Origin of the sequence: Pseudocoprococcus catus (assembly GCF_019734885.1) — a bacterium.
Taxonomy (GTDB): Bacteria; Bacillota; Clostridia; order Lachnospirales; family Lachnospiraceae; genus Coprococcus_A; species Coprococcus_A catus.
This window is the reverse complement of sequence record NZ_JAAXCM010000020.1, coordinates 78,456-104,106: the sequence shown is the minus strand read 5'-3', so window position 1 is coordinate 104,106 and position 25,651 is coordinate 78,456. Positions and strand designations below refer to the sequence as shown.

The following is a 25,651-nucleotide window of genomic DNA, read 5'->3' as shown; positions in this document are numbered from 1 at the left end:
AGGTTTCCATGACACTTATACAGCTGAAATATTTCCAGACGATCTGCAAATACAACAATATCACACGGGCATCTGCCGAACTCCATGTCTCCCAGCCCAGTCTCTCCAATGCGGTCAAGGAACTGGAGCGTGAATTCGGTGTCAGTCTGTTCACCAGGCGCAGCCGCGGTCTGGAACTGACTCCGGAGGGTCGCTACTTCCTGGATGAGGCAGATAAGCTTCTGGAACAGGCCGAGCAGCTGACAACCAATATGAAGCATATGTCTACAACCGACAGAACACTGACCCTTGGTCTTCCGGCCATGAGCGGTTCCCTCGTCTTCACAGATCTCCTTCGAACCCTCTATGCCCGTTCTCCCGGTACACATATCCAGGTCATGGAGAATGGTTCTCTGGCCAATCGTTCCAAAATCATGGATCACACCCTGGATGCAGCCATTATCACCCGAAACGGACCGCTCCCTCCGGGCATCGGCCATGTGGCGCTGCGTCATGTCAATATCTGTCTGTATCTGTCTGTCATGCATCCCCTGGCTGAGAAAGATACCGTAACAACCGACGACCTGGATCAACTGCCTCTAGCCATGCTGCCGGAAGATACTTTCCTTGACCACTGCATCGATCAGTATTATGAAGCCCATCATCTGAAACCGAATATCATTGTCCGCACCAATCAGCTGGCAACCATCCAGCAATTAGTGGCAACCAACACAACCGCGGCTTTTCTTCTGGATCATGTACTGGAAGAAAGCAGCGATATCGTGAAACGGACGGTACCGGGCCTTTTGCCTGCGGAGATCGACCTGATCTGGAAATCCAGCCGCCATCTCTCGCCGCATCTGAAGAATCTGATCACAGCCGCCCGGAACATCTGACGAACCGAACTGTACAATCCAAAAAATCTGCTGCCTGAATGGCCGATATCTGACAGATCTGATACAGTTAGTGTTTCTCAACACTCTATCCATATTGTAAGCTATATGGAACAATTATTCCAATACTGATGTTTTATCGTGGTATAGTTTTATGCTATATCACTTTTTTATTTTTCATCTGTAAACGTTTCCAAAACGAATTCTAATTTGTCGAATATTGCATTTTTTTCGAAGCAATTCGGATTTTTTACGGAATTCATAGGACATTTTTGAATGTTTATTATTTAACGCTTGCATTTGAACAAACCATATCGTATAGTAAAAATATATGTATGCAATACACTCGATACGACAGACAGCATTCCTGCTGTTATTCGTAAAACAAAAATAAGGGGAATAACAGATTGTATTTGCAAAGTTAAAAAAGGAGGTTTCTCAAAGTGGGAGAAGTACAAATCAAACCATTCAAACGTGTTCTCGTCGCTAACCGCGGTGAAATCGCAATCCGTGTTTATCGTGCTCTGAATGAGCTGGGTATTACAACCGTCGGTATCTATTCCAAGGAAGACCGCTATGCTCTCTTCCGTTCCAAAGCAGATGAATCCTATCAGCTGAAAGAAAATAAAGGTCCTGTTGATGCTTATCTGGACATCAAAGGTATTATTGAAATTGCCAAAAAGGCAAATGTTGATGCCATTCATCCGGGCTACGGTTTTCTCTCTGAGAATCCAGACTTTGTTGAAGCCTGTGAAGAGGCAGGTATCGTATTCATCGGGCCTTCCAAAGACATCATGAATGCCATGGGTGATAAGATTTCTTCCAAACAGATGGCCATCAAAGCCGGTGTTCCGATCATCCCTGGTGTGGATCACGCTTTAAAGACTGAAGAAGAAGTCATGAAGGTTGCTGATATGGTTGGCTATCCGGTTATGCTGAAAGCCTCCAACGGCGGCGGCGGACGTGGTATGCGTATCGTCAACAATGCTGAAGACATGCCGAAGGAATACCGTGAAGCCTGCAATGAATCCAAGAAAGCTTTTGGTGACGACCAGATTTTCATCGAAAAATATATCCGTGGACCAAAGCATATCGAAGTACAGGTACTTGCTGATAACTACGGCAATGTTGTTCACCTTTATGATCGTGACTGTTCTGTTCAGCGCCGTCATCAGAAGGTTGTTGAATATGCACCTGCTTTCAGTATTCCTGAAACAACCCGACAGATTATTTTTGACAGTGCCATCAAGCTTTGCAAGCAAGTAGGTTACAGAAATGCCGGTACCCTTGAGTTCCTTGTAGATCAGGACGGTAACCCATACTTTATTGAAATGAATCCTCGTATCCAGGTTGAACATACTGTTTCTGAAATGGTTACAGGCATTGATATTGTTGCATCCCAGATTCTTGTTGCAGAAGGCTACCCTCTGAACAGTCCTGAAATCAATATTCCTTCTCAGGATGCGGTTCAGTGTCAGGGATATTCTATCCAGACACGTGTCACCACCGAAGATCCTTCCAACAGCTTTCTTCCTGATACCGGCAAAATCACTGTTTATCGTTCCGGTTCAGGTAATGGTATCCGTCTCGACGGCGGCAATGCTTACACAGGTGCAGAAATTCTTCCATACTATGACAGCCTTCTTGTAAAAGTCATCACACATGACCGTACTTTTGAAGGTGCTATCCGCAAATCTCTCCGTGGATTGAAGGAATTGCGTATCAGAGGTGTCAAGACGAATGTACCTTTCCTGATCAATGTTATCAACAACGAAACCTTCAGAGCCGGCAAGTGCTACACTACTTTTATAGAAGAAACACCTTCTCTGTTCCAGCTGCAGCGCAGTCAGGACCGTGCAACCAAGATTATTGAATTTCTTGGTGACAGAATTGTCAATGCAACAGGCGGCGACAAACCATTTTATGAAAATCGTGAAATTCCTCAGTTCAATGAGGAGAAAACGGTTTATGGTGCCAGAGACGAATTCTTAAAGCTTGGAGCCAGGGACTTTACTCAGAAGATCTTGAATGACAAGAAATTATACGTGACAGATACAACTATGCGTGATGCCCAGCAGTCCCTGATGGCAACCCGTATGCGTACGAAGGATCTCGCCGGTGCAGCCCGTGCAACCAATGCATTTATGCAGAATGCTTATTCCGTTGAATGCTGGGGCGGTGCCACATTCGATACCGCTTATCGTTTCCTGAAGGAATCTCCATGGAAGCGTCTCGAAATTCTCCGTGAGAGAATGCCGAACACTATGCTCCAGATGCTGCTGCGTGCATCCAACGCCGTTGGTTACAGCAATTATCCGGATAATGTGGTTAAAAACTTTATTGATGTTTCCTCCAAAGCCGGCATCGATATTTTCAGAATTTTCGACTCCCTGAACTGGGTTGAGAACATGAAGATGCCAATCGAAGAAGCATTGAAAACAGGCAAGATTGTCGAAGGTACACTCTGCTATACAGGCGATGTTACGAATCCGAACGAGAAGAAATACACACTGGATTATTATGTCAAGAAAGCCAAAGAACTCGAAGCACTTGGTATCCATACCTTCTGCATCAAGGATATGGCCGGACTTCTGAAGCCATACGCTGCCAAAGAGCTGATCGGTGCGCTGAAGTCCGAACTGAAGATTCCGGTTCACCTTCATACACATGATTCTACAGGCAACGGTGTGGCAACTGTCCTGATGGCTGCAGAAGCCGGCGTTGATATCGTCGATCTGGCCATTGAATCCATGAGCACACTGACCAGTCAGCCATCCATGAACTCTGTTGTTGCTGCCCTGCAGGGTACAGACCGTGACACAGGCCTTGATCTTGATGAACTCAGTGAACTTGGCCGCTACTACGGCAGAGTCCGCAAGGTTTACAAACAGTTTGAAAGCGGTATGAACGCACCAAACGTTGATATTTACAAGTACGAGATCCCTGGCGGTCAGTACTCCAACCTTCTCGCCCAGGTTGAAAGCATGGGTATGAAGAATCAGTTTGAAGAAATCAAAGAGCTGTACAGACAGGCCAACGAGCTTCTCGGCAATGTTACAAAAGTTACACCTACATCCAAGGTTGTCGGTGATATGGCTATCTTTATGCTGAAGAACGGTCTGACCAAAGACAATATCTTTGAACTTGGCCAGGATCTCTCATTCCCTGCCTCTGTTGTAGACTACTTCAAGGGCATGATCGGACAGCCTGAAGGTGGATTCAATCCTGAACTTCAGAAGATGATCCTCAAAGGTGAGAAACCGATCACTGTCCGTCCGGGTACATTGCTTCCGGATGTCGATTTTGACGCTGTTAAGGCCATGCTGAAGGATAAATACGATCTCTCAGATTTCTCCGATTACCAGCTGGATCTGAAGGCTGTCAGCTATGCCCTCTATCCAAAGGTATATGAAGATTACTGCGAACATTTCCAGGCATACAACGATGTTACACGACTTGAAAGCCATGTTTACTTCTATGGCCTGCGCCGTGGTGAGGAGACAACCCTTAAGATTGGCGAAGGTAAAGATCTGCTGATCAAGTTTATGGAAATGTCTGCACCTGACGAGGAAGGCAAACGTGTCCTCAGCTTTGAAATCAACGGTTCTGTCCGTGAAGTCACTGTTCAGGATAAGAAGCTTGAAGTTAAGTCCGATAAGAAACTGAAAGCAGATAAGTCCAACCCGGCACATGTTGGTTCTACAATTCCGGGTACAGTCAGCCAGGTATTCGTCAAAGAAGGCGAAGAAGTGAAACAGAACCAGCCGTTGCTCGTACTCGAAGCCATGAAGCTGGAGACAACTGTCGTTGCCAAACAGGACGGTGTTATCGACAAGATTTACGTTGCTGCAGGCGATCGCGTCAATACCGGCGATCTGCTGCTGTCCTTCCAGAAATAGTGTTCATACGGGTATCATAAAATAAAAACTGAAATTTCCGCTGTCTCGCTGGTTTTGCCAGACACTGTGTGCTCCATTCGGACTGCTTGTCCGCCTGGAGCACACAGTGTCGCAAAAATGCAGACATCTGGGAATTTCAGTTTTTTTATCGGCATCCTGTATGAGGCTTATGCGAGAGAGTTTTCCTTTATTACATAGGCTATGGCCATTCTGTAACTTATGGCCATCTCCGGTTATCCATGGTATACTTATTTCATGGAAGTCGGAGGACGTGCCGCACCCGTTCCGAGCCTATTCGCAGGTGGTGCCATATGAGTACATATGAGGAATTACAACTTATAGTCTCTGTCGCTATGCTCATAGTTGCAATACTGAATTTTACGCATAAAAAATAGCCGTCCTATGTACTTTGGCGAGTCTCGGACAGCTATTTTTTAACCTAATATTTCGCCGGATCGGGTGAGCACATTCACCTTCCAGCTTCCTATATTCTTATTATATCTTTCTTACAGGCGTTTGTAAATACGCCTATCGCGATTTTCTTTATAACGCTTTATTCTCTTTCCAACGACCTGATATCAGGAACACCACAATCAATATAATGGCACCCACGGATGCCATCGGACCGCCGAGACCGACGCCCGTCAAACCAAAATTCAGCACCAGGCCAAAGATCACTGCCACCGGTACTCTGAGAATGATCGCCGACAGCATATTATTCACCATGGAAAAAGCGGTATGCCCTGCGCCTGTAAACAGGCCGTTGATACAGAAGACAAACGGCATCAATAAATAATCAAAACTGAATGTTCTGATATACTGTACGCCATATTTCAGCATTTCCGGCTCATCGTTAAAGAGCCGCAGGATATGCTCGAAAGATGTCTGAGCAACGATAAAAATACAGCCGCTGATGCAAAAAGCAATGACTGTACCGATTTTGCAGGTTTTAACCGCTCTGTCCCATTTGCCTGCACCAATATTTTGTGCACACATGGTTGAAATGGAAGCGCCCATCGCCACAGCCGGAAGCACTGCAAAACTGTTGAATTTCGCCACAACACCTACTGCGGCCGATGCATTCACACCACCAATCACGTTGACCAAGGTTGTAATAATCATAAAGGAAATACTGGTAATACCGTTCTGAATGGCCGTTGGGGTCCCCAGTTTCAAAATCTTCACTGCTTTTTCTTTCTTAATGATAAAGGAAGATGGCTTGAAGTCAAAGACGAAATCGTTGCGGATCATCACGACAATACAGGTAATCATACTGACAGCCTGTGAGAAAACTGTTGCAATAGCCGCTCCCAGTGCCCCCATTTTCAAACCAGCCACCAGCACAAGGTCAAGAACCACGTTGGTAATGCAGGCAATCAGTACAAAATACAGCGGCCGTTTGCTGTCCCCCATGCCTCGCATGACCGCACTGAATACATTATAACCAAATATAAATATCAGTCCCAGCACCGTCACTGTGAGATATCGATCAGCCTCCGCAAAAGATTCCGCCGGTGTCTGAATCAGATGAAGAATCGGCTTTTTCAAGATCAGCATTAAAACTGTGATAGCAATGGCTGCCATTGTTAATGTGGTCAGTAATGTGGCTGTTGTCTCCTGCATATCCTTCCGCCTTTTGGCTCCCAAATACTGCGCGATCAATACCGTTCCGCCGGCACACAGACCAACAACGATATTTGTCAGGATCAGTGTCACCTGACTGCCCAGATTAACGCCGGACATACTGGTTGTGCCGCTGAAGCGCCCAACAATCAGCATATCTGCCACACTGTATAAAGACTGTATAATATTCGACGCCAGAAAAGGCAGTGAAAACAGTATCAGCTGCTTTGCTACATTGCCTTCTGAAAGATTTTTCTCAAAACTGCTCATGATTTATTTCCTCTTTCCTTCATACTACCATAAAAGGTTTCTTCCATCCATGTATCCGCACTTCATTGCCAAACGAAGATTTTCCTTTCCTGTCATAGGATCCTCAATCCCAATACGAATGTTGTATTTCTTACCCGCAAGATCAACAAGTTTTTTTGTCTCCAGACAAATTTCTGTTTTTACACTTTCGCCAGGAAGAATTGAAGACAGCTTCATTTCAACCTGCTTCTTTTCAATGGTATCACCATTCTCATCTGTTACATAAACCCATACCGGCCAGTCTTTATAAAAAGGTGCTGTACCATCATTTGCCCATGTCATTGAAAGCTTTGTTCCCTTTAGTTTATTTGAAAGGACAGCTTCTGATATCCGCAAACGATATCCCATGCTTTTCAATACGGTATGATAACCTTGTAAATATTGGTTATTGGCTACATGCGGTCCCAAAAAAGTTGTATGCGACTCTCTGATCAGTGTTGCAGTCTGGTCAAGATTCGTCTCCAGTAAATCTTCCATAGAAAAAGAACTGGTCAATTCCCCGCCGACAGGAGCTGTCTTCCAAAAGTCATGCATTGAAATTAAAGCATTTTTCTCATCTGTCTGAGTGAGATCTCCTCCATTTTCAATCTCTCTCAACCAGACTTCTGTTTCATCCGGATGACCTGCCATATCATTATACAATCCCATTCCATATTCCGAAGCATGTGAGAATGGTCTGCGCATCAGCAGCATTGCATCAGGAAAAGCTCCCGTCCAGGGAACTACATACTGCTTCCGTACCGCTTCATTTGGAAGTCGCTGAATACCGGCACTGTAATTGACATGCCATTCTCCCCAGTGTCCCAGACTGCCCAGTTCAATATAACTGATCAAACCATCCTTGCCAAGATGCTCTCCCAAAGCCTCAACCGCTTTTGCATGATACCGTATCATCTCTTCATTATTATAATCCGGGGCAAATCCCTTGCCGAATTCAACATCATACCAGGTTCCCTCATGATCAATCTTCTCATACAACCACTCCGGAATGTCCATATGCTTCTCCTGACCGGGTACATCACAGACAAATCTCAATACAATATGTTTGCCTTCCTTCCTCCATCGGCTCAGCTGATTTTCTTTATCTATGCTCTCCCAATTATATTGTCCTTCTTCAGGTTCAAGTTCCGCCCATGTAATATCCATATACAGCAGTGAAACGTCATCGCTGACCGTTGTATTCCAGGCACATGGCGCATATCCCATAAGTGGGTTGCCAAAAACCTCTTCCGCCCTCTCATATTCCTTGACATTCTTTTGAAAAAATGTATAGATACTAATGATAAACAACAGAATAAACACTGCAGGCACTGCGCACCACAGCCTCCGTCTCTTCAAGCTGTTCATAGCTCACTTCCTTTTCCGACAATGCAAAACTCTTTTCCTAAATTTACTTGCTTCCCAAATTATACAAATGTTCAGGATTCTGCTTAATCATATAGCAGACAACATCTTCATCTTCATAATATACTTGAATTTCATATGGCAGACGAGCCTTGAAATCCTGGCACCAAAAATACAATTCTGATTCCAATATTGTTCTATTTTTAAGATTAGAATAGGCATCTGATGCTTTTCCCATATCTGTAAGCGGCTCACCAAGCACATCTTCCGAAATTTTTGAGCTTTTGATCGCACTGCCTTCACTAATCACCGCATTGGAGTACTTATAATACTGTGAATATTTTTTCTGTGCGAGCCACCTTGGTCCTGCAAAAAAATGGTACTGTGCATATTGAATCGGATTCTTTTCCACATAGAAAAAGAGATATTCCGTTGGTATATAATATTTTTCCAGCTTCGACTTATAATAAAAATCAAGGATTTCCTCATGCCATCCGGATTCTATAACCTGATAAATTTCATCCGTTGTAGAAATGATCGTATAACGCTGCTTTGGATATTCAGATGCAATACGATTTGTCAGATTTATCACAGAATTATATCTTGTCAGCTCATAGTATAAATAGCCATGATAGACACCAAAATAATTGGTTCCCGCATAAATTACAGCCACTCCCAAAACACTTAAATAAGGGAGAATGCATGCCATCTTTCTTCGTCCTATCGCAAATAACACTTCATCCGCGGGCAGTGCCATCATTGACAGCAGAAGTACCTGCTCTGTCAGACACAGTCTCGCACCTGCTATTATTTCCGGAAGTCCCAAAAACGGTGCCGCATATAAAATCATAAAAATGACAGATGCTGCTGTTATCCCCAGATATAATTCAAAAGGCAATTTTCGAAAACGTATAGCTGTAATGATCCAATTTATAACGCTCAAAATGCCTGCTATCAATGTGAAACCAAGAAGCCATTTTGCCCTTGTATCACCATAAAGCTGCGCGTAACCATATTTGTAGACCATTTTTATATATTCCCCGATGGTTTTTCTGCTCTTTTTCTGTGATGTCTGCTCCTGTTCCAAAGCATCATTGGTTTCCGTCTGCTGTTTTTCTTCTGAAGTCACAGATTGACTGCTTTGGACGCCTGATTCCTGTTGAATACTTTCACTGCTCTGGCTCTCACTCTCATTCTGAGACGATGTTTCCGCATTATTCTCACTTGCAATACTTTGTGCCTGCTGCGTCCGACCCTCTTTCGTATCCGTACCATTCATAACATTCATGCCCCAGTTCAATGATCCCTGAAGAGGTATCCCCGATGCATAGGCTAGTACCATAGGCGCCGCAGAAATAATCATTCCAGCCAATACTGCTATAACCAATGATTTGAAATTTTCTTTTTTAAATACCTTCACAATACCAAAAATTGCAATTGCAGCACATAAAAAGAATGCCATCATCGTAACATAAAAATGGATTGCTAAAGAAGCCGCCAATGATGTCATAAACAAAAACAGATCATCATTCCAAACTTTTCGTTTTGCTTTTCCCTCTTCAGGATTTCTTCTAAGGAATCGAACCAGATATAACGCACACAAAAATTGCGTATACAGACCAAATTCCTGCGGTATGGTATACTGCATTCTTGACATGCCATAAATTTCATCTACACAAACCATATCAATTGTCAAAAAAGCTGCCAAAACCAGATAAACTGTATACTTTGATTTCATGACCTCTCTGAGGAAACAATAAATGGCCAATAAAAGTGCACTGACATGAATTCCTCCCAAAAACATCATACAGCTGTACACTGAAATTCCAAACAAATCATTCATGCAGTAAATAAAACAATGCATAGCTTCCGGATAAATACCTGCTGAAAAAATTTTTCCTTCTTTTAAGCCATAAATCCATGCATGATGAACATACATATCTCCCCACCCATAGGAATGACATTGAAATGCCCCATAGGAAAAATATGCAACCGCAAAAACAATCAATACAAACAATATCCCATACTCTATTCTTCTGCCTTTGATCTTTTTATTCAATTGTTGAAAGCTATTTACAATAATTATCTTAAGGCTTTCTGCCTGTCGGAAAATTAATAATTTCCATCCCTGTGTTCCCGAAAGGGTTCTCTTAATATGCGCAAAAATATATCTTCTCAATTCTTTTTCTTTAAAAATAGAGAGAAAGAATGTACCATAATATATCCACCGGACAATCCCTTCATTCAGTATATGGAACAGACCTAAACCAAGTATGATTGTGTTGCTTAATAAAATAGAGACTGTAGAACAGAATGCAAATTGAAAAGTTAAGCTCTTGCCGGATAATTTTTTTCTAAAAATAACTGATGGCCATAAATACATCAGGAAAATATAACCACTCAGTACTTTGATAAATTCAACAATCCAATAACTCATATTCTCATGGGCCACCCCCCTTTACTTTTCTTCATTCGAGATTCAATCACAACCGAATATCATGATGTCTTTACAAAATCCAATAAAAAGAGCATAAATACAATCCATTTTGTATAACAGAATTGCCCAAAAAACATTCTGACAAAGGAGATTTATGCCATGTACAGAGTATATCACATAATAATACAAAATAAAAATCCTTTTGCAATAAAAATCCCCCGTACTTCGGCATCTGCCGAAATACAGGAGATAGGGGAAAATGATTATCTTACAACACTATCTATGCCATTAGTCCTCGATATGTGTTGTGGTTGTTGTGAGGCCGTTCGCATCGGCATCTACATTGATGCAGTCACCCGGCTCTAATTCGTTGCCAAGGATCATCTTTGCAACCATGGTTTCAACGTTCTTCTGGATATAACGTTTCAATGGACGTGCACCATAGACCGGATCATAACCATGCTCTGTAATATAATCCTTTGCAGCCGGTGTTAACTGAAGTGTTAACTCCTTCGTTTCAAGACGTTTATTCAGACGTCCGATCAGAATATCAATGATACCGCTGATATTGTCCTTCGTCAGAGGCTTAAACATGATGATCTCATCCAAACGATTCAGAAATTCCGGTCTGAAATGTCCCTTCAGATCATTCATTGTATTCTGTCGTGCTTCCTCGCTGATATTGCCTTCACTGTCAATGCCATCCAGCAGATAGGAAGAACCGATATTGGAGGTCATGATCAGAATGGTATTCTTGAAATCTACCGTTCTGCCCTGAGAGTCAGTAACTCGACCATCATCAAGAATCTGAAGCAATACATTGAAGACATCCGGATGGGCCTTCTCGATCTCATCGAAAAGGATAACGGAGTAAGGTTTTCTCCTGACAGCTTCTGTCAGCTGACCGCCTTCTTCATAACCAACATATCCCGGAGGCGCTCCGATCAGTCTGGACACGGAGAACTTCTCCATGTATTCACTCATATCGATACGCACCATATTGTTCTCATCATCGAACAGATTCTCAGCCAGCGCCTTGGCAAGTTCTGTCTTACCTACACCAGTAGGTCCAAGGAACAGAAATGAACCGATCGGTCTGTTCTCATCCTGAATACCTGCCTTAGAACGGATAATAGCTTCCGTAACCTTTGATACGCCTTCCTCCTGACCGATGACACGTTTGTGAAGTTCATCATCCAGGTGAAGAATCTTATTACGCTCGCTCTCTGTCAGCTTTGCAACAGGAATACCTGTCCATCTGGACACGATTCTGGCAATCTCTTCATCTGTCACACGTTCACGAAGAATAGAATTCTCTTCTCCGTGAACACGGGCTTCTTCTTCTTCCAATTGTTTCTTCAGCTGAGGCAGCTTGCCGTACTGAAGTTCAGCAGCTTTGTTCAGATCATAATTTCTCTGAGCAAGTTCAATCTGTTTGTTCAGATCTTCAATCTGCTGACGCAAGCTCTGCAGTTTCTCAACATCCTGCTTCTCATCATCCCATTTTGCTTTCTGAATCTTGAAGTCTTCTCGCAGTTCTGCAATCTCATGGGTAATGTTCTGCAGACGTTCCTTGCTGAGTTTGTCGTCTTCTTTCTTAAGTGCGGCTTCCTCAATCTCCAGCTGCATGATCTTACGAGAAATCTCATCCAGCTCTGTCGGCATGGAATCGAGTTCTGTCTTGATCATTGCACAGGCTTCATCCACAAGGTCGATTGCCTTATCCGGAAGGAAACGGTCTGTAATGTATCTATGTGAAAGCGTTGCTGCTGCCACAAGGGCACTATCTGTAATCTTAACGCCATGGAAAACTTCATATCTCTCTTTCAGGCCACGCAGAATAGCAATGGTATCTTCAACTGTCGGTTCATCAACCATAACCGGCTGGAAACGACGTTCAAGGGCTTTATCCTTCTCAATGTACTGTCTGTATTCATCCAGAGTTGTCGCACCGATACAGTGGAGTTCACCTCTGGCCAGCATAGGCTTCAGCATATTGCTGGCATCCATGGCACCGTCTGTCTTACCGGCTCCAACAATTAGATGCAGCTCATCAATAAAGAGGATAATCTCGCCATCGCTCTTCTTAACCTCAGCCAGAACAGCTTTCAAACGCTCTTCGAATTCACCTCTGTACTTGGCACCGGCTACCAGTGCACCCATATCCAGAGAATAAATCTTCTTGTCCTTCAAGCCATCCGGTACATCACCCTTCACAATACGCTGTGCCAGTCCTTCGATAACTGCGGTTTTACCAACACCGGGTTCACCGATCAGTACCGGATTATTCTTCGTCTTACGAGAAAGAATACGGATAATATTACGAATCTCTGTATCACGGCCGATGACCGGATCCATCTTCTGGGCCCGTGCCTTGCCTACCAGATCTTCTGCATATTTACTCAAGCTATCATAAGTTGCTTCCGGGTTATCACTTGTCACACGCTGATTGCCTCTGACAGTGGAAAGTGCCTGAAGGAAACCTTCTCTGGTCACTTCGAAATTTCTCAATAATGTCTTGATATTGCTGTTTGCAGTTTCAATTAATGCCAGGAAAAGATGTTCCACAGATACATACTCATCATCCATTTGTTTCGCTTCTTCTTCTGCCTGCATCAATGTACGGTTCAGGTCATCACTTAGATAAACCTGACCGCCGGATACCTTCACAAGCTTCTCAACAAGCTTCGTCGCCTGTACCTTAAATCCTTCATGATTAATTCCCATCTTCGCCAGCAGTCTGTCGATCAGGCTGTCTTCCTGGGTCAGCAGGCTCAGAAGCAGATGTTCCTGTTCAATCTTCTGATTCCCGTACTGATAAGCCAGTTTCTGACAATCCTGCACTGCCTGCAGGGACTTCTGTGTAAATTTATTTAAATCCATATTCATGCCTCCTTTGGAAACAATGTACTTAATTCTATATTGTTATCTATATGAAACACGGCACTCTGATTCATGCCGTGTTAATTTTCTTCTTTCTTGTCTCGCTTAAACCATTCCCTGAACTTACGGACAATGAACGACTGCTCCGGTTTCTGATCCTTGTCCTTCGGTTTCTGTCCCACAGCGTTCAGCGGAAAGTTGTAAAACAAATCATCATACATATTATGTTCATCATCAGATGAACCATCAAATCTCATACCCATCATTCACCCTCCTTTTTGTTCTATGCGTAATATAACACATATTATTAGCACTGTCAATAGGCGAGTGCTAATTTTGCAAAAAAAATGTGAAGCCCACATTTTACAGACTTCACAGATTTTGCATATAAATCGTATGCTGCTGGTTATTGACTACATGCCATAATAATCTTCTCGCATCTGTCATATCCAAGCTGCGAACTGTTCAGACACAACGTATAGTTGCCTGCATATCCCCATTTCCGCTCTGTATAAAAATTATAATTTGTCATCCGTCTTTTATCTGTGTCCGACATCATTTTGACAGCCTCCTGTGCTTCTACATTATGTAAACGCATAATCCGCTGTGTTTTTTCCGGCATATCCCCATGAATAAATACATTCATCACATCATCTCTGTCTTTTAGAATATAATCTGCATTTCTTCCAATGATCACACAAGGTTCCTTCTCAGCCAATGCCAGAATAACTTTTCTCTGCGCCTCGTATACCATATCTTCCACCGATTTGCCTGTCATATCACGTCCGGCAAATGCATAGGCAAGCAATCCTTTTTTCGGTGATAATTCTGCATTTTCAAGAACATATTCCGATGATAAACCAGACTTTTCTGCAATCTCATTGATAATATTTTTATCGTAATAAGCAATTCCAAGTTTCTTCGCAACTTCTTCCCCGATAAAACGTCCACCGCTTCCAAACTCTCTGCTGATTGTAATAATTCTTTTTGTCATCTCTGATTCCTCCTTAACTTAAAACGGCTACTTTATTTTTTCTGTTTCTTGTTAAAAATACATAACCGACCAGGCATGCAATCACTTCTGTAATCGGGAATGCCCACCAGATCAGCGAAACGCCCATCTGTCCATTTCTGACGAACAGTGAAAAGATTCCAGCTAATGGCAGAATGATAATAAGCTGCCTCAAAAGTGAAATAACCAGCGATTCCACGCCCCCGTCCAGTGCCTGATAAATACCCTGATAAGCGACATTGATTCCGGCAAACATAAAACTGATAGAGATCACTCTCATCGCACTGATAAAGCATTCTCTTGACTGTCCTGCATTAAACAGCGTTGCAAATGCGCCTGGAAAAATCTCTGTGATTGCAATGCCGAGAATCATTAATGCTATCGTATAGATCAGACCATACCTGATGCCATCCTGTATTCTTTTTTTACTTCTCATTCCATACGCAAATGCAATAATCGGCGTGATCGCATCTCGCAGACCAAATGCAAGGAAAAGAACAAACTGCTGTACCTTATAGAACAAGCCATAGGCTGTCTGTGCGAAAGGATTGAACTTCAGAATTAAATTCATCACGTACACCATTATAGACATCAGAGCCTGTGCAATAATTGCCGGGAGTCCGATAGCATAGATTTCTTTTATAATGCCCGCATTCGGCTTCAAGTATTTCACATCATGTTCAAATTCTTTATTCAGCTTCATATGGAAAATAAACAGTAAAACTGCAGAGGCTACCTGACCAATGACAGTTGCGTAAGCGGCACCTTTCACGCCCATTTCAGGACAAGGTCCAATACCATAGATCATAATCGGATCAAGGACAATATTTACAATTGCGCCTACCACCTGTCCGATGGTCGAATAAAGGGAGCGCCCTGTTGCCTGTAACAATTTTTCAAATAATGAAAAGAAAACAATACCAAAAGAAATCACACAGCATATCCTCAGATAGCTGACACCCATTTCAAGTACTTCTGTATCTACTGTCTGTGATGAGATATAGGCTCTCACACCAAAGAAACCAAACAACAAACAGACCACATAAATAATCACACCAAGAAACAGACTATTCCCTGCTATCTTTGCAGCTTTTTTGTTGTTTCCCTGTCCAAGTGTCCTTGCAAGAAGTGCATTGGTTCCGACACCTGTTCCTATACCTACTGCAACCATCAGCATCTGAACCGGAAATACAAGCGTCAATGCATTTAACGCAGCTTCACTTCCCTCTCTCATATTGCCTACAAATGCACTGTCTACAATGTTATAGACCGCCTGCAATGCCATAGATAAAATCATCGGAATCCCCATTTGGATCATCAGCTTATTCACCGGCATATCTTTCATCTTGTTGTTTTCCGCCATTTTGTTTTACTCCTCTCTTTTTCTGACACAAAAAATGTGTAACCCGTCAAATAAGCTGGACTTACGCTGACAGGCTACACACTTTTTCATGACACTATTATTTTTTAACAAAAGAAAACGAGCAGCTGGTAAACTGGATTTACGCTTACTTGCTACTCGTTTGTAATCATTATATTTCCTCATTTTCAAAAAGTCAAATAAAATTTCAATAGGACCAAATACCTATATCTCTTCCACTTTGCAGGCGTGCTCTTTTGTCACTTTATTGTACCCGATACCAACTGCCAAAATACGCCCTGTGTGCACTGTTTTCTATGAGTATCATACTTGTTTGCATCATGGTGAAAGAAGATAACTTGTGTTCTTCACAACTCATTTTTGACCTTTCTATTTTTAAAAATATATTTGACATTTCCGGTAAAATATCCCTATTATATAGTTGTTTTTGATTTACTGAAGAAAGGATACACTAAAATGATTCATATAAGACTTGCCAGTAAAGAAGATATCCAGAATATCATGCCCCTCTACGCCTATGCCAGAAAATTTATGGCTGCCAACGGCAATCCCCATCAATGGAACGGCAATTATCCAGCTTCAGAAGACATCCTGAAAGACATTGCCAATGGCAATTATTATGTCTGTACGCCAGAGAATGCGCCGGAGAAAATTGTGGGCGGTTTTGCCTTCATTATAGGAAGAGAACCGAATTATGCCGTCATTGAAAATGGTGCCTGGCACTCCGATCAGCCTTACGGCACGATTCACCGGATTGCCTCCAACGGCCAGGCCAAAGGAATCGCCTGTGCCTGCTTTGATTTCTGTCATAGCAAAATAGACTGTCTGCGCATTGATACCCACGCTGACAACAAGCCAATGCAAAATGCCATCGGCAGTTATGGCTTCCGCTACTGCGGAATTATCCATGTTGCCGACGGCACCCCAAGAAATGCCTATGATTTAGTTTAATCTTCATCTTGACGTATTCGCATGTAAAATTGCTGTGCAGTGCCCTATCCGGCAATCAGCATACATAGCGGCATTGTCAGGATTGAAAGCAGCGTTGTCACTGTAAAAAGCTCTGTCGCATAATGATCATCACGCTCATACATAATCGCCATCGTAATCGTCATGGCACCGGCCGGACACGCTGCAGTCACTGCGGCCACTGTCCGCATCTGATCATCAATCGGCAGAAATCTCAGTAACAAACAAAACAGACCTGCCGAAACGATCAGGCGCAGTAACGCCACGAAAAAGAGTCTTCTTTTTGTCAAAACCTCCTTAAAATTCAGCTGTGTCATAATCGCGCCGGACAAAAGCATCGCCAGCGGCGTATTCATATCGCCAATAGCACTCATTGCAAAATCAATACTTTCCGGCAGACGAATCTGAAAAATAAAGAATGCCATACCTGCGATGACCGCAATGAGGCACGGATTGATCAGCTTCTTCAGCTGAAAACCGCCTTTATCCAACAGCATGATGCCATGTGTCCAACAGAAAATATGAAAAACAGCGACAAACACGGTTGCATAGATAACACCGATATTTCCAAAAAGCGCATAACCAAGGGGGACCCCTATAAATCCACAGTTATCATAGGTCACTGCAAACTTCTCGATTGACAGATCATACCCTTCTCTCTCATGCAAAAGGAAATGCCCAATCATAATGGAAATCAGATAACTGATGACGGCCAACACAAAAAGAAGGCCCATTTTTTTCAGCAACTCACCGTCATACTCCATCTGAAAGGAAGTAAAAATCAAAATAGGATTCACAACCAGTGTACTCAGTCTGGATAAACGCTGTTTTGTATAATCATCAATGATTCCTATCTTACAACAGATCACGCCTACAATCATAATAATAAAAATAGAAATAATCTTTCCAAATACCGTTGCAACTATCATTCGCTATGCTCCGCCTTTCTCTTTAACAGTCCATTTTTTCAACTCATATAATACTACATACCGGTATACCGGTCAAGAATGAACTGATTGACCATTCGTTTTTTTTATTGTATGATACAATTATATTCTATTTTTGTTTGATGATTAAAGGAGAAGTTATGCTGCCATTAAACGAACAAGCCTATCAGCACCTGCAGAAGCTGATTTTAAGCAATCGGCTATCCTACGGCCAGATTTACTCTGAAACCCGACTATCCAGAGAGCTTGGCATTTCCCGCACGCCTTTCCGCGATGCCGTCCACCGACTCGCACAGGAAGGTTATATTGATATTATTCCAAGCAAAGGTTTTACCCTCCATCAGATTAATGTCGATGATGTGAATGAAACCTTGCAGATCCGCTCCGCATTAGAGAGCTACTGCACCCTTCAGATTGCCAGGGAATCTGACACTTCCAGAGCACAGGCCCTGTTTGCCGAATTAAATGAATTACTTTACAAAATGGAAACCGTTGCCTCGACTTCTCATTCCATTGAAACATTCTGTCAATATGATTTTCAGTTTCACACAAGCATCATCAACTCTCTGAACAACAAACAGTTTACATCTTTGTTCGCAGCACTGATGTATCGCATGCGTAAACTCGCTGAGTTGTCCCTCCTCCATGAGGACCGCATGACAGACACCTGCGCCGAACATCGGGCAATCTTAAATGCCATGCAATCAGGTGATACTGCACACATTTATGAAATAACGATTTTCCATATGGAACAGCCAAAAACCATCAGCCTGGATGATTTATAATCCTCCGGACTGATGGCTTTTATGTCACCTTATGGGTATCCGTTCTGTCACAATCATAACCTTTCCTCCCCTCTTTGCCCACAAGATTCGACAACTTTTCAACCACATCTATATAAATTGACTTTTTTATCCACCAAAAGGCTCTATAACTCGAAGTTTTAATCTTATTTCATTTCGATCTATAAAGCCTTTGCATTATTTACTATTCAATTTTCTAATTACAATGTTGTTCCATGGTCCACAATCAGGTACTGACCTGTCACTGCGGCTGATGCGTCCTCTGCAAAGAACAGAATAGCATTGGCTTGATCCTCCACACTGGATTCCGGCAAGGACATATCCATATGCTGCGCACAGCGTTCTGGTTAGAGCGCGCCCGTGGCGCGTAAACCACAAAAGGCCACAGCCCGAATGGGCTGCGGCCTTTTTGATTCAGGACTTGCTTACAATTCCTGCGCTTCATAAACATTTATTTTTTACTGGATAGAGATATATTTCTTCTCTTCTTCAGCAGGTTTTGCTTCTTTCTTAGGAACGAACAGTGTCAGAATACCATGTTCAAAGGATGCCTTGATATCCTCTTCTGTGATATCTTCACCGACATAATAGCTTCGCTGGCATGCGCCTGCATAACGCTCACGTCTGATGTACTTGCCTGTCTTCTTGTCTTCCTTATCTTCATCAAGACCCTTTGCTGCACTGACGGTCAGGTAACCATTATTCAATTCAGCCTTAATCTCGTCTTTCTTGAAGCCCGGAAGATCAATCTCAAGTTCATAGCCATTGTCCAGTTCCTTGATATCTGTCTTCATCAGATTGCCTGCATGGTGACCATACAGTTTCTTCTCTGCCTTATCTTCTGCTCTGTTGTCATAATAAAATGGGAAACCAAAGAAATCATCAAATAAATTATTGTTAAAAATGCTAGGTAACATAAGTCATATCTCCTTTTCAATCAAATATCTATATTCAAATCTGTTAACTGTTATTGTCTAAAAACATCCGAGCCGATGAATCATTATCCCTCAATGGATATATATTTCTTCTGCTCTACTGCAGGCTTTGCTTCCTCTTTCGGAATTTCAAGCTTCAAGGTGCCATCCTCAAACTTAGCCTTGATATCTTCCTGTTTAACACCTTCACCAACATAGAAGCTTCTGCTGCATGAACCGCTGTAACGTTCACGTCTGATGTACTTGCCTTCCGAGTTCTTCTCATCTGTCTGCTTATTCGATACAGCACTGACGGTCAAGTAGCCATCCTTCAGTTCAGCCTTCACATCTTCCTTCTTAACTCCCGGCATGTTCATCGTTACTTCGTAACCATGGTCGGTATCCTTCACATCTGTGGTCATTAAACCTGATGCGTTATAATTATAATCTCCATCAAATGGGAATCCAAAAAAGTCATCTAACAAATTCTCTCCAAAAATACTAGGCATTAACATAAGTCATATCTCCTTTCAAAAGATATCTTAAAATCTAATCAAGCACTTTCGGATTGCTCCTGAGTGTTATCAACATCTCCAACTCCGGATTCGGAACGCTTCTTTTTGTTCCCCTTCCTTTGTTCTACATGTAATATAACATACATTATTAGCACTGTCAAGAGGTGAGTGCTAATAATTTTGTGAAGATTGTGTGAACGCTACGAGCCATGCACATTTACGTGAAAGAGCCATCTTTCAAGCTTGCTTGATAAAGATGGCTCTTTCATGGAAATGTATAGGGCGACAGCCCGGCAGCGAGGGAAATCTTTCCCGAGATGTGCATGGCGTATCTCACAGCTTCACGGAGGTTTTTCACTTGCTTTCGTACTCAATTTTCTTGCTTTGAATTTCGGTCTTCTTAAACTCATTCGCAGTTGGTCTGTGCCTTCACAGTAACTACAAATATTGTACCTCATATAATTTCTACAAACGTCTTATAAAAATCATATATTTTTCCGTTTTCCTGAGCACAGAGTAAAAAGCGGCTGATGATTGCACCAGTACGGTGTGATTCCTGAATACGTGATAAGTGTTCGTGCAGGTTATTAGGAAACCCCTCTGTCACTTCTTCCCTAAGCAAAAAAGTTACATATCGATTTGCCTTTTTTTGCCAAAGAATACTGGATTTTGGAAATAAGGAACTCATTTCCGCTGGTATAGTAAGCCCACGTTGTTCCTGTGGAAGTGTTTGCGTATGCTGCACCCGAGAATAAAGATATGGATTTTCAATATACTGACGCAGCTTGTCCCTTTCAATCAAGTCAAAAGATACAATGCAGGCTGTATCAATATCAGACTCTTGATATATCTGTGTTTTCAATTCGTCCAATGTTTTCAACGCCTTCATATGATATCGTAATTTCTCCATCCGACGTGCAAGCAGTTCTTGTTGATGTTCCAATTCTACAAGTTTCTCAGAAAATAATTTTCCATGCTGCTCAGGCGTTGCGGCATCCATTCCACGAATTTCCTTTAACTCTAACCCAAGATTTTTATAAAAAACGACATCTGAAATTGTCATTAAATCTTCAATTGTATATTCCCGATATTGATTTTCAATTTTCTTTCTGGGATGTAAAATCCCCTTCTCCTCCCAATACCTAAACGTAGATGCTGGTATATCAAAAAAACGGGCTATTTCTCCAATTTGAAATTTTTTATCCATGATTTTTCCCTCCTGGTTTTAAAACTTACTATTATTTACTCACTATACTATTTTTCCCGTTGACCTTCAAGCTACTTTAAGGTTTATACTTCCATCAAGGGAGGAAATTTTTATGGAAAATACTTTAATATTTGCTTCTAAAAAAGAAGTTCGATTCACAAAACTATTAAAATTTATCGTTCCTACATATCTAACATCATTATTTAACACAGCCTATACCATTATTGATGGTATTTTTGTTTCTACATATGTCGGAACCAATGCACTGGCTTCTATTAACATTGTTTATCCTATTGTAAATGTATTGACCGGAATTGCACTTGTATTTGCTACCGGCGGCAGCGCTGTCACAGCTTTGCACATTGGAGGAAACAGAAAAAAGGAAGCAAATCGCTCCTTTTCTGTCAGCTCTTTTGCAGCTATCTTACTTGGATGCCTCGTTTCCCTGATGATTCTTACGAATCTCTCAGCAATTCTGAACATGCTCGGTGCAACCCCCGTGACAATTGCAGGGTGTAAAACATACGCACGTTGGTGGCTTTGGGCAGCTCCCGTCGTAATCGGTAAGGAACTGTTTACATATTTTATCCGAGTGGACGGTGCCCCCACATATAGCTTTATTACTGCACTGTCCGGTGGTATTTTGAATATCGTTTTAGACTATATTCTGGTCAGACAAATGCAAATGGGAATCTATGGTGCTGCACTGGCAACCATTCTTGGACTGGTATTGTCATTTTCAATGGGAATTTATTATTTTATCCATAAACAAAAGTATCTTTCATTTACCTTGCATAACTTATCCTTGCGGGAAGCCATGCATTGTATGATAAATGGTGCATCCGAATTTGTTGATCAACTTGCTATTGCAGTTACAACCATCGTATTTAACCGCACTGCACTCTCATTTGCCGGTGAAGACGGTGTCGCCGCAGTTTCCATCATCATGTATCTGCAGTTTTTGTTTATCGGTGTCTACTTTGGTTTTTCTATGGGCATAGCACCACCTCTGAGTTATGCGTATGGCGACCGAAAAATAAAAATTTGCCAGAAACTGGAAAGCTATGCTCATCGCTTTTTCGCAGTAGCTCCAATCGTCATTTATGCACTGACCTACTTTCTTACTCCAGTTGCCGTAACCTGTTTTGCAGATGCATCCAGTCCTGTGTTTCCTATTGCAGTATCCGGAATGAGAATTTATGGACTCGGTTTTCTATTTTCAGGAATTAATATTTTTGCTGCAATTCGAATGATGGCATATGGAAAAGGGTATTTCTCCGGTCTGATCACATTTTTGCGTTCATTCCTACTATTACTTTTATTTCTGATTATACTGCCTTTGAAATTTGGTTTGACTGGAGTATGGCTCGCCGTTCCTGCGGCAGAAGCTCTGACATTACTCGTTGCTGTATGGTTTCTGCAACCGATTCATTATTAAAATAGGATTCCTTAATACAAGGATTCCTACACACAACAATAAAGCGGACATTCGCAATCCGCTTCGCTACTTGCTTATCTGCGTTCAAAATACAGCATAATAGCCGTCTGACTTCCCGCAAAAATCAGACGGCTATATAAAGAATAACTGTGAACAGTTACAATTAATCATTATTTTAATAGCCTGTACAGTTAGCATTCCCTTTCATAATTTTTACCAGGCGACTTGTTCCAAGCCTGTCTGCTCCAAGACTTATAAATTTTTCAGCATCATCGAAAGAAGTGATTCCACCTGCTGCTTTTACTTTCACTCCATTTCCAACATGTTCATGCATTAATTTTACATCTTCGAATGTTGCCCCAGCTGAAGAAAATCCAGTAGATGTCTTTATAAATTCTGCTCTGGCATTTGTTACCAGTTCACACATTTTAATCTTCTCTTCTTCTGTCAAAAGGCAGGTTTCAATGATTACCTTCAGTATTTTCCCGCCACAGGCTTCATGGATCTGGCGAATTTCTTTATTTCATCAAACTGAAATCTGTCAGAATGTAGCATTTGCGTTTTTTATATATGCAATCCAGCTTTCCAAACTATCCACGCTGAAATCCTCAAGCGCTGTTTTGTAATGAGCAAAAGCAATAGGGTGATTTTTCTCCATCCATTTCAATGTCTTTTTTGGTCCAAAATAAGGATGCTGCATTAAATCACAAAAAATCTCCAAACTATCAATCAATACCCAATGCCACCGAAACATTCCTTCGACATCATTTCGTTTTACACGTTCAAACATCTTACTACACCAGCCAACACTTGCATCAATTTCTGCTTTTGATTTTTGGGGACGGTTCTGCATATGTGAAATCACTTTCATTTGAAGTGCTTTTCCTCGTTCATTGATATCTACAATAATCTTACCATCAAAGATTTGTACAAAATCATCGCAATCAAACTCCCCATCGAAATAAGAAACGGGATATACAAAAACATCCAATTGAATGCCGTTCACAAAAGATATGTCGTGAAATTGTTCATGGTCATAAGAAATAACCAACGAATCAAAATCACTGTTCAGATTATTTGTTCCGTCAGCATACGAACCATAAATGATGATAGAAATAGGATTGTAGTTTTGCTTTATATATTCAATAATCTGTTCCAAAATAATCACCTCGCCAAATTCCGATTGAGATTTCACCTGTTTTAGGAAATTTAATAACTGTTATATTTTGTTATTAAATTCACTGTAAACCTTTGAAAACGCTGGATTTGTCGCAGGTGAGCTTTCCCTTATTGTTTCCCTTGTGTTATATCTTCCCATATAAGTTTACGAACTCTGATAAGGGAAAATACAAGGGCACAAGAGGTCCGGTGGACCTCTGCTCTGTGCCGACCGAAGCGGCAGCGGAGACCAAAAAAATCTTATAACACATTATAACACAAAATAAAAATGACATGGTGAACTGATTGAAATGCTTCTATATTTTTATTGATTTGAAGGAGACACAACATGAATACCATTTACGCAAAATACAACATGTATCACAACAGCATTGACATTTATACATCTGCCGGATATATGTTACGCATTGACTGTAATAAGGCAGAGGATGGACTAAAAGCCACTCCCCGCTCACAGTATTCGTTATATGCACTTGCTGCTTTCCAATGGGGCAGTGGAATCAATAATCTGTCTTCCGATTACTTTTTCAATCTCTAAATAGTTCATAGCGATATCTCCTCATATTTACTCAAGAACCAATAACAGTGCCATTTTGAACTGCTTTGTTGCACTTACTGAGTGCTTTCCAAACTTATCAAACTTAAAAGTTTCTCCTGCGTGGATCACCTGCTCCTGTCCCTCATATCCAATCACAGCCTCTCCATCAAGTGCCATCACAAGGGCTTCTCCCGGAGCTGCATGCTCTGAAAGACCTGTTCCTGCATCAAAACTCATAACAACAAATTTCATCTTGTCATTATGCGCCAAATCCATATTTACATTCTTTCCTTCCTGATATGGAAGTAACTCTGCTAACTTAAATACTTCTCCCGCCTTGATTACCTCGTTCATAATAGTCTCCTTTCGAAATTCAATCTCTTTATATATAGAATCTTTTATTGCACTAACTCCAACCGACCGTTGAATAGGTGTTAGAATACTTTCTCCAGGCAAAAAATTGATATCCCTGTGCCATTCTCATGATAGATTTGCTTCGAGATGGTACACCCTGGCACTGTTCTGTTTTCTCTTACAAAATCTATAATTTTTCTAGCTTGTTCTTTCATCGTTACCACCTCTCTTTCTCTTCTTTACATCTATTATTTTATCCATAGGCCTCTTGTTTTTCTGTTGCTGTAGCAACAATATCGATGATATGATAAAATTTCATTTGAAAGGATGGTAATAAGCATATGAAGAAACTAGATGATTATCAGAAGTATCTTCCGATACTATCGAAAGCAAAGCTATTTGAAGGAATTCCTCTTGAACACTATCCGCAAATTTTCAACTTCCTCCAGGCCTCAATTCTCTCTTTTGAAAAAGACGAATTAATTCAACACCTAGGAGAACCTTTGTTATATTCCGGAATTGTGCTTGATGGAACAGTTGAAGGATCATTTATCAATGAAAACTACAGCAAAATCAATATGAATCATTTTGAACGTGGTCGATCATTTGCAGAAGCCCTGGCATGCGTGCAAACACCATACAGTCCAATACAGCTAAAAGCATTGACTAACTGCACCATTATGTTAATTAATCTTAAAGGTATTATAAGCGGTTCTTCCTGTCCATGCTCTTACCAACTGAATTTAACCACTAACATGCTCAAAATACTTGCCTCACAAAATGTTTTTTCAAATCTAAAACTAAGAATTGCAAATCAGAAATCTTTAAGAGATCGAATTCTAATCTATTTGCATAGTTTAGCGCCAGACTCAGAAGGGTATCTCCATGTTCCCTTTACACAGACAGCACTTGCAGAATTCTTAGGTGTAAACCGAAGTGCACTGTCCAGAGAACTTGGTCGTATGCAAGATGAAAATCTTATAGAAGTTAACGATAAAAAAATGAAACTTTTACTATAGAAAAAAGG

The 25,651-nt window shown here is 41.6% G+C and carries 21 protein-coding genes and 1 pseudogene; 7 read left to right on the top strand and 15 right to left on the bottom strand.

The genetic code is table 11. The annotated features are described in order from the left end of the window. The first annotated feature begins 8 nt into the window (after positions 1-8). Both HED67_RS02495 and HED67_RS02490 read left to right on the top strand, forming a co-directional pair. Complete coding sequence (locus tag HED67_RS02495; RefSeq protein WP_221717425.1) at positions 9-875, top strand: LysR family transcriptional regulator; 867 nt, start codon at positions 9-11, stop codon at positions 873-875. A 440-nt stretch (positions 876-1,315) separates the two neighbouring features. Beyond that, a complete protein-coding gene (locus HED67_RS02490) occupies positions 1,316-4,771 on the top strand; it encodes a pyruvate carboxylase (RefSeq protein WP_221717424.1) in 3,456 nt (1,151 codons plus the stop codon). Positions 4,772-5,314: 543 nt separating this feature from the next. Here HED67_RS02490 and HED67_RS02485 read toward each other — a convergent pair. From HED67_RS02485 to HED67_RS02455, 7 genes are all read right to left on the bottom strand, one after another. Further along, a complete protein-coding gene (locus HED67_RS02485; protein WP_221717423.1) occupies positions 5,315-6,664 on the bottom strand; it encodes an MATE family efflux transporter in 1,350 nt (449 codons plus the stop codon). A gap of 24 nt (positions 6,665-6,688) precedes the next feature. Then, positions 6,689-8,050 (bottom strand): DUF4832 domain-containing protein, encoded by a 1,362-nt coding sequence (locus HED67_RS02480; RefSeq protein WP_221717422.1) that lies wholly within the window; start codon positions 8,048-8,050, stop codon positions 6,689-6,691. A 43-nt stretch (positions 8,051-8,093) separates the two neighbouring features. Beyond that, entirely contained in the window at positions 8,094-10,484 is a 2,391-nt protein-coding gene (locus HED67_RS02475) for a hypothetical protein (protein WP_221717421.1), read from the bottom strand. A 288-nt stretch (positions 10,485-10,772) separates the two neighbouring features. Then, positions 10,773-13,367 carry an ATP-dependent chaperone ClpB gene (gene clpB, locus HED67_RS02470; protein WP_221717420.1) on the bottom strand — a complete coding sequence of 865 codons (2,595 nt, stop codon included), beginning with the start codon at positions 13,365-13,367 and terminating at the stop codon, positions 10,773-10,775. Positions 13,368-13,447: 80 nt separating this feature from the next. Continuing rightward, complete coding sequence (locus HED67_RS02465) at positions 13,448-13,633, bottom strand: hypothetical protein (protein ID WP_178438246.1); 186 nt, start codon at positions 13,631-13,633, stop codon at positions 13,448-13,450. 140 nt (positions 13,634-13,773) lie between these two features. Beyond that, positions 13,774-14,361, bottom strand: a complete 588-nt coding sequence (locus HED67_RS02460; RefSeq protein WP_221717419.1) for a cytidylate kinase-like family protein — start codon at positions 14,359-14,361, stop codon at positions 13,774-13,776. Positions 14,362-14,374: 13 nt separating this feature from the next. Next, positions 14,375-15,742, bottom strand: a complete 1,368-nt coding sequence (locus HED67_RS02455) for an MATE family efflux transporter (RefSeq protein WP_221717418.1) — start codon at positions 15,740-15,742, stop codon at positions 14,375-14,377. Positions 15,743-16,216: 474 nt separating this feature from the next. Between HED67_RS02455 and HED67_RS02450 the strand changes: the two genes are divergently transcribed. Further along, complete coding sequence (locus HED67_RS02450) at positions 16,217-16,711, top strand: GNAT family protein (RefSeq protein ID WP_221717417.1); 495 nt, start codon at positions 16,217-16,219, stop codon at positions 16,709-16,711. A 44-nt stretch (positions 16,712-16,755) separates the two neighbouring features. On the opposite strand, the gene HED67_RS02445 is transcribed toward HED67_RS02450, so the two are convergent. Beyond that, complete coding sequence (locus HED67_RS02445; protein ID WP_221717416.1) at positions 16,756-17,658, bottom strand: AEC family transporter; 903 nt, start codon at positions 17,656-17,658, stop codon at positions 16,756-16,758. 158 nt (positions 17,659-17,816) lie between these two features. Between HED67_RS02445 and HED67_RS02440 the strand changes: the two genes are divergently transcribed. After that, a complete protein-coding gene (locus tag HED67_RS02440; protein ID WP_221717415.1) occupies positions 17,817-18,461 on the top strand; it encodes a GntR family transcriptional regulator in 645 nt (214 codons plus the stop codon). Positions 18,462-18,679: 218 nt separating this feature from the next. Here HED67_RS02440 and HED67_RS02435 read toward each other — a convergent pair whose 3' ends face one another. The 4 genes from HED67_RS02435 to HED67_RS02420 form a co-directional block, all read right to left on the bottom strand. Next, positions 18,680-18,805 (bottom strand): SDR family oxidoreductase, encoded by a 126-nt coding sequence (locus tag HED67_RS02435; protein WP_221717414.1) that lies wholly within the window; start codon positions 18,803-18,805, stop codon positions 18,680-18,682. 132 nt (positions 18,806-18,937) lie between these two features. Beyond that, positions 18,938-19,396, bottom strand: a complete 459-nt coding sequence (locus HED67_RS02430; RefSeq protein WP_178438261.1) for an Hsp20/alpha crystallin family protein — start codon at positions 19,394-19,396, stop codon at positions 18,938-18,940. An 83-nt stretch (positions 19,397-19,479) separates the two neighbouring features. Beyond that, positions 19,480-19,908 (bottom strand): Hsp20/alpha crystallin family protein, encoded by a 429-nt coding sequence (locus tag HED67_RS02425; RefSeq protein WP_221717413.1) that lies wholly within the window; start codon positions 19,906-19,908, stop codon positions 19,480-19,482. A 454-nt stretch (positions 19,909-20,362) separates the two neighbouring features. Continuing rightward, positions 20,363-21,115 carry a helix-turn-helix domain-containing protein gene (locus tag HED67_RS02420; protein ID WP_221717412.1) on the bottom strand — a complete coding sequence of 251 codons (753 nt, stop codon included), beginning with the start codon at positions 21,113-21,115 and terminating at the stop codon, positions 20,363-20,365. A gap of 112 nt (positions 21,116-21,227) precedes the next feature. Between HED67_RS02420 and HED67_RS02415 the strand changes: the two genes are divergently transcribed. Then, positions 21,228-22,553 (top strand): MATE family efflux transporter, encoded by a 1,326-nt coding sequence (locus tag HED67_RS02415; protein WP_221717411.1) that lies wholly within the window; start codon positions 21,228-21,230, stop codon positions 22,551-22,553. A gap of 175 nt (positions 22,554-22,728) precedes the next feature. Here the strand turns inward: HED67_RS02415 and deoC are convergent. Together deoC and HED67_RS02405 are read right to left on the bottom strand one after the other, a co-directional pair. Next, a pseudogene (gene deoC, locus HED67_RS02410) lies at positions 22,729-23,070 on the bottom strand (deoxyribose-phosphate aldolase); the annotation flags it as partial. 24 nt (positions 23,071-23,094) lie between these two features. Further along, on the bottom strand, positions 23,095-23,721 hold the full coding sequence (locus HED67_RS02405; RefSeq protein ID WP_242991682.1) for a nucleotidyltransferase domain-containing protein: 627 nt from the start codon (positions 23,719-23,721) through the stop codon (positions 23,095-23,097). A gap of 339 nt (positions 23,722-24,060) precedes the next feature. Between HED67_RS02405 and HED67_RS02400 the strand changes: the two genes are divergently transcribed. Next, on the top strand, positions 24,061-24,270 hold the full coding sequence (locus HED67_RS02400; protein WP_004843443.1) for a hypothetical protein: 210 nt from the start codon (positions 24,061-24,063) through the stop codon (positions 24,268-24,270). A gap of 27 nt (positions 24,271-24,297) precedes the next feature. On the opposite strand, the gene HED67_RS17345 is transcribed toward HED67_RS02400, so the two are convergent. After that, positions 24,298-24,624 carry a cupin domain-containing protein gene (locus HED67_RS17345; RefSeq protein WP_330656570.1) on the bottom strand — a complete coding sequence of 109 codons (327 nt, stop codon included), beginning with the start codon at positions 24,622-24,624 and terminating at the stop codon, positions 24,298-24,300. A gap of 341 nt (positions 24,625-24,965) precedes the next feature. Between HED67_RS17345 and HED67_RS02390 the strand changes: the two genes are divergently transcribed. Continuing rightward, entirely contained in the window at positions 24,966-25,643 is a 678-nt protein-coding gene (locus tag HED67_RS02390; protein ID WP_004613243.1) for a Crp/Fnr family transcriptional regulator, read from the top strand. Positions 25,644-25,651: the final 8 nt, after the last annotated feature.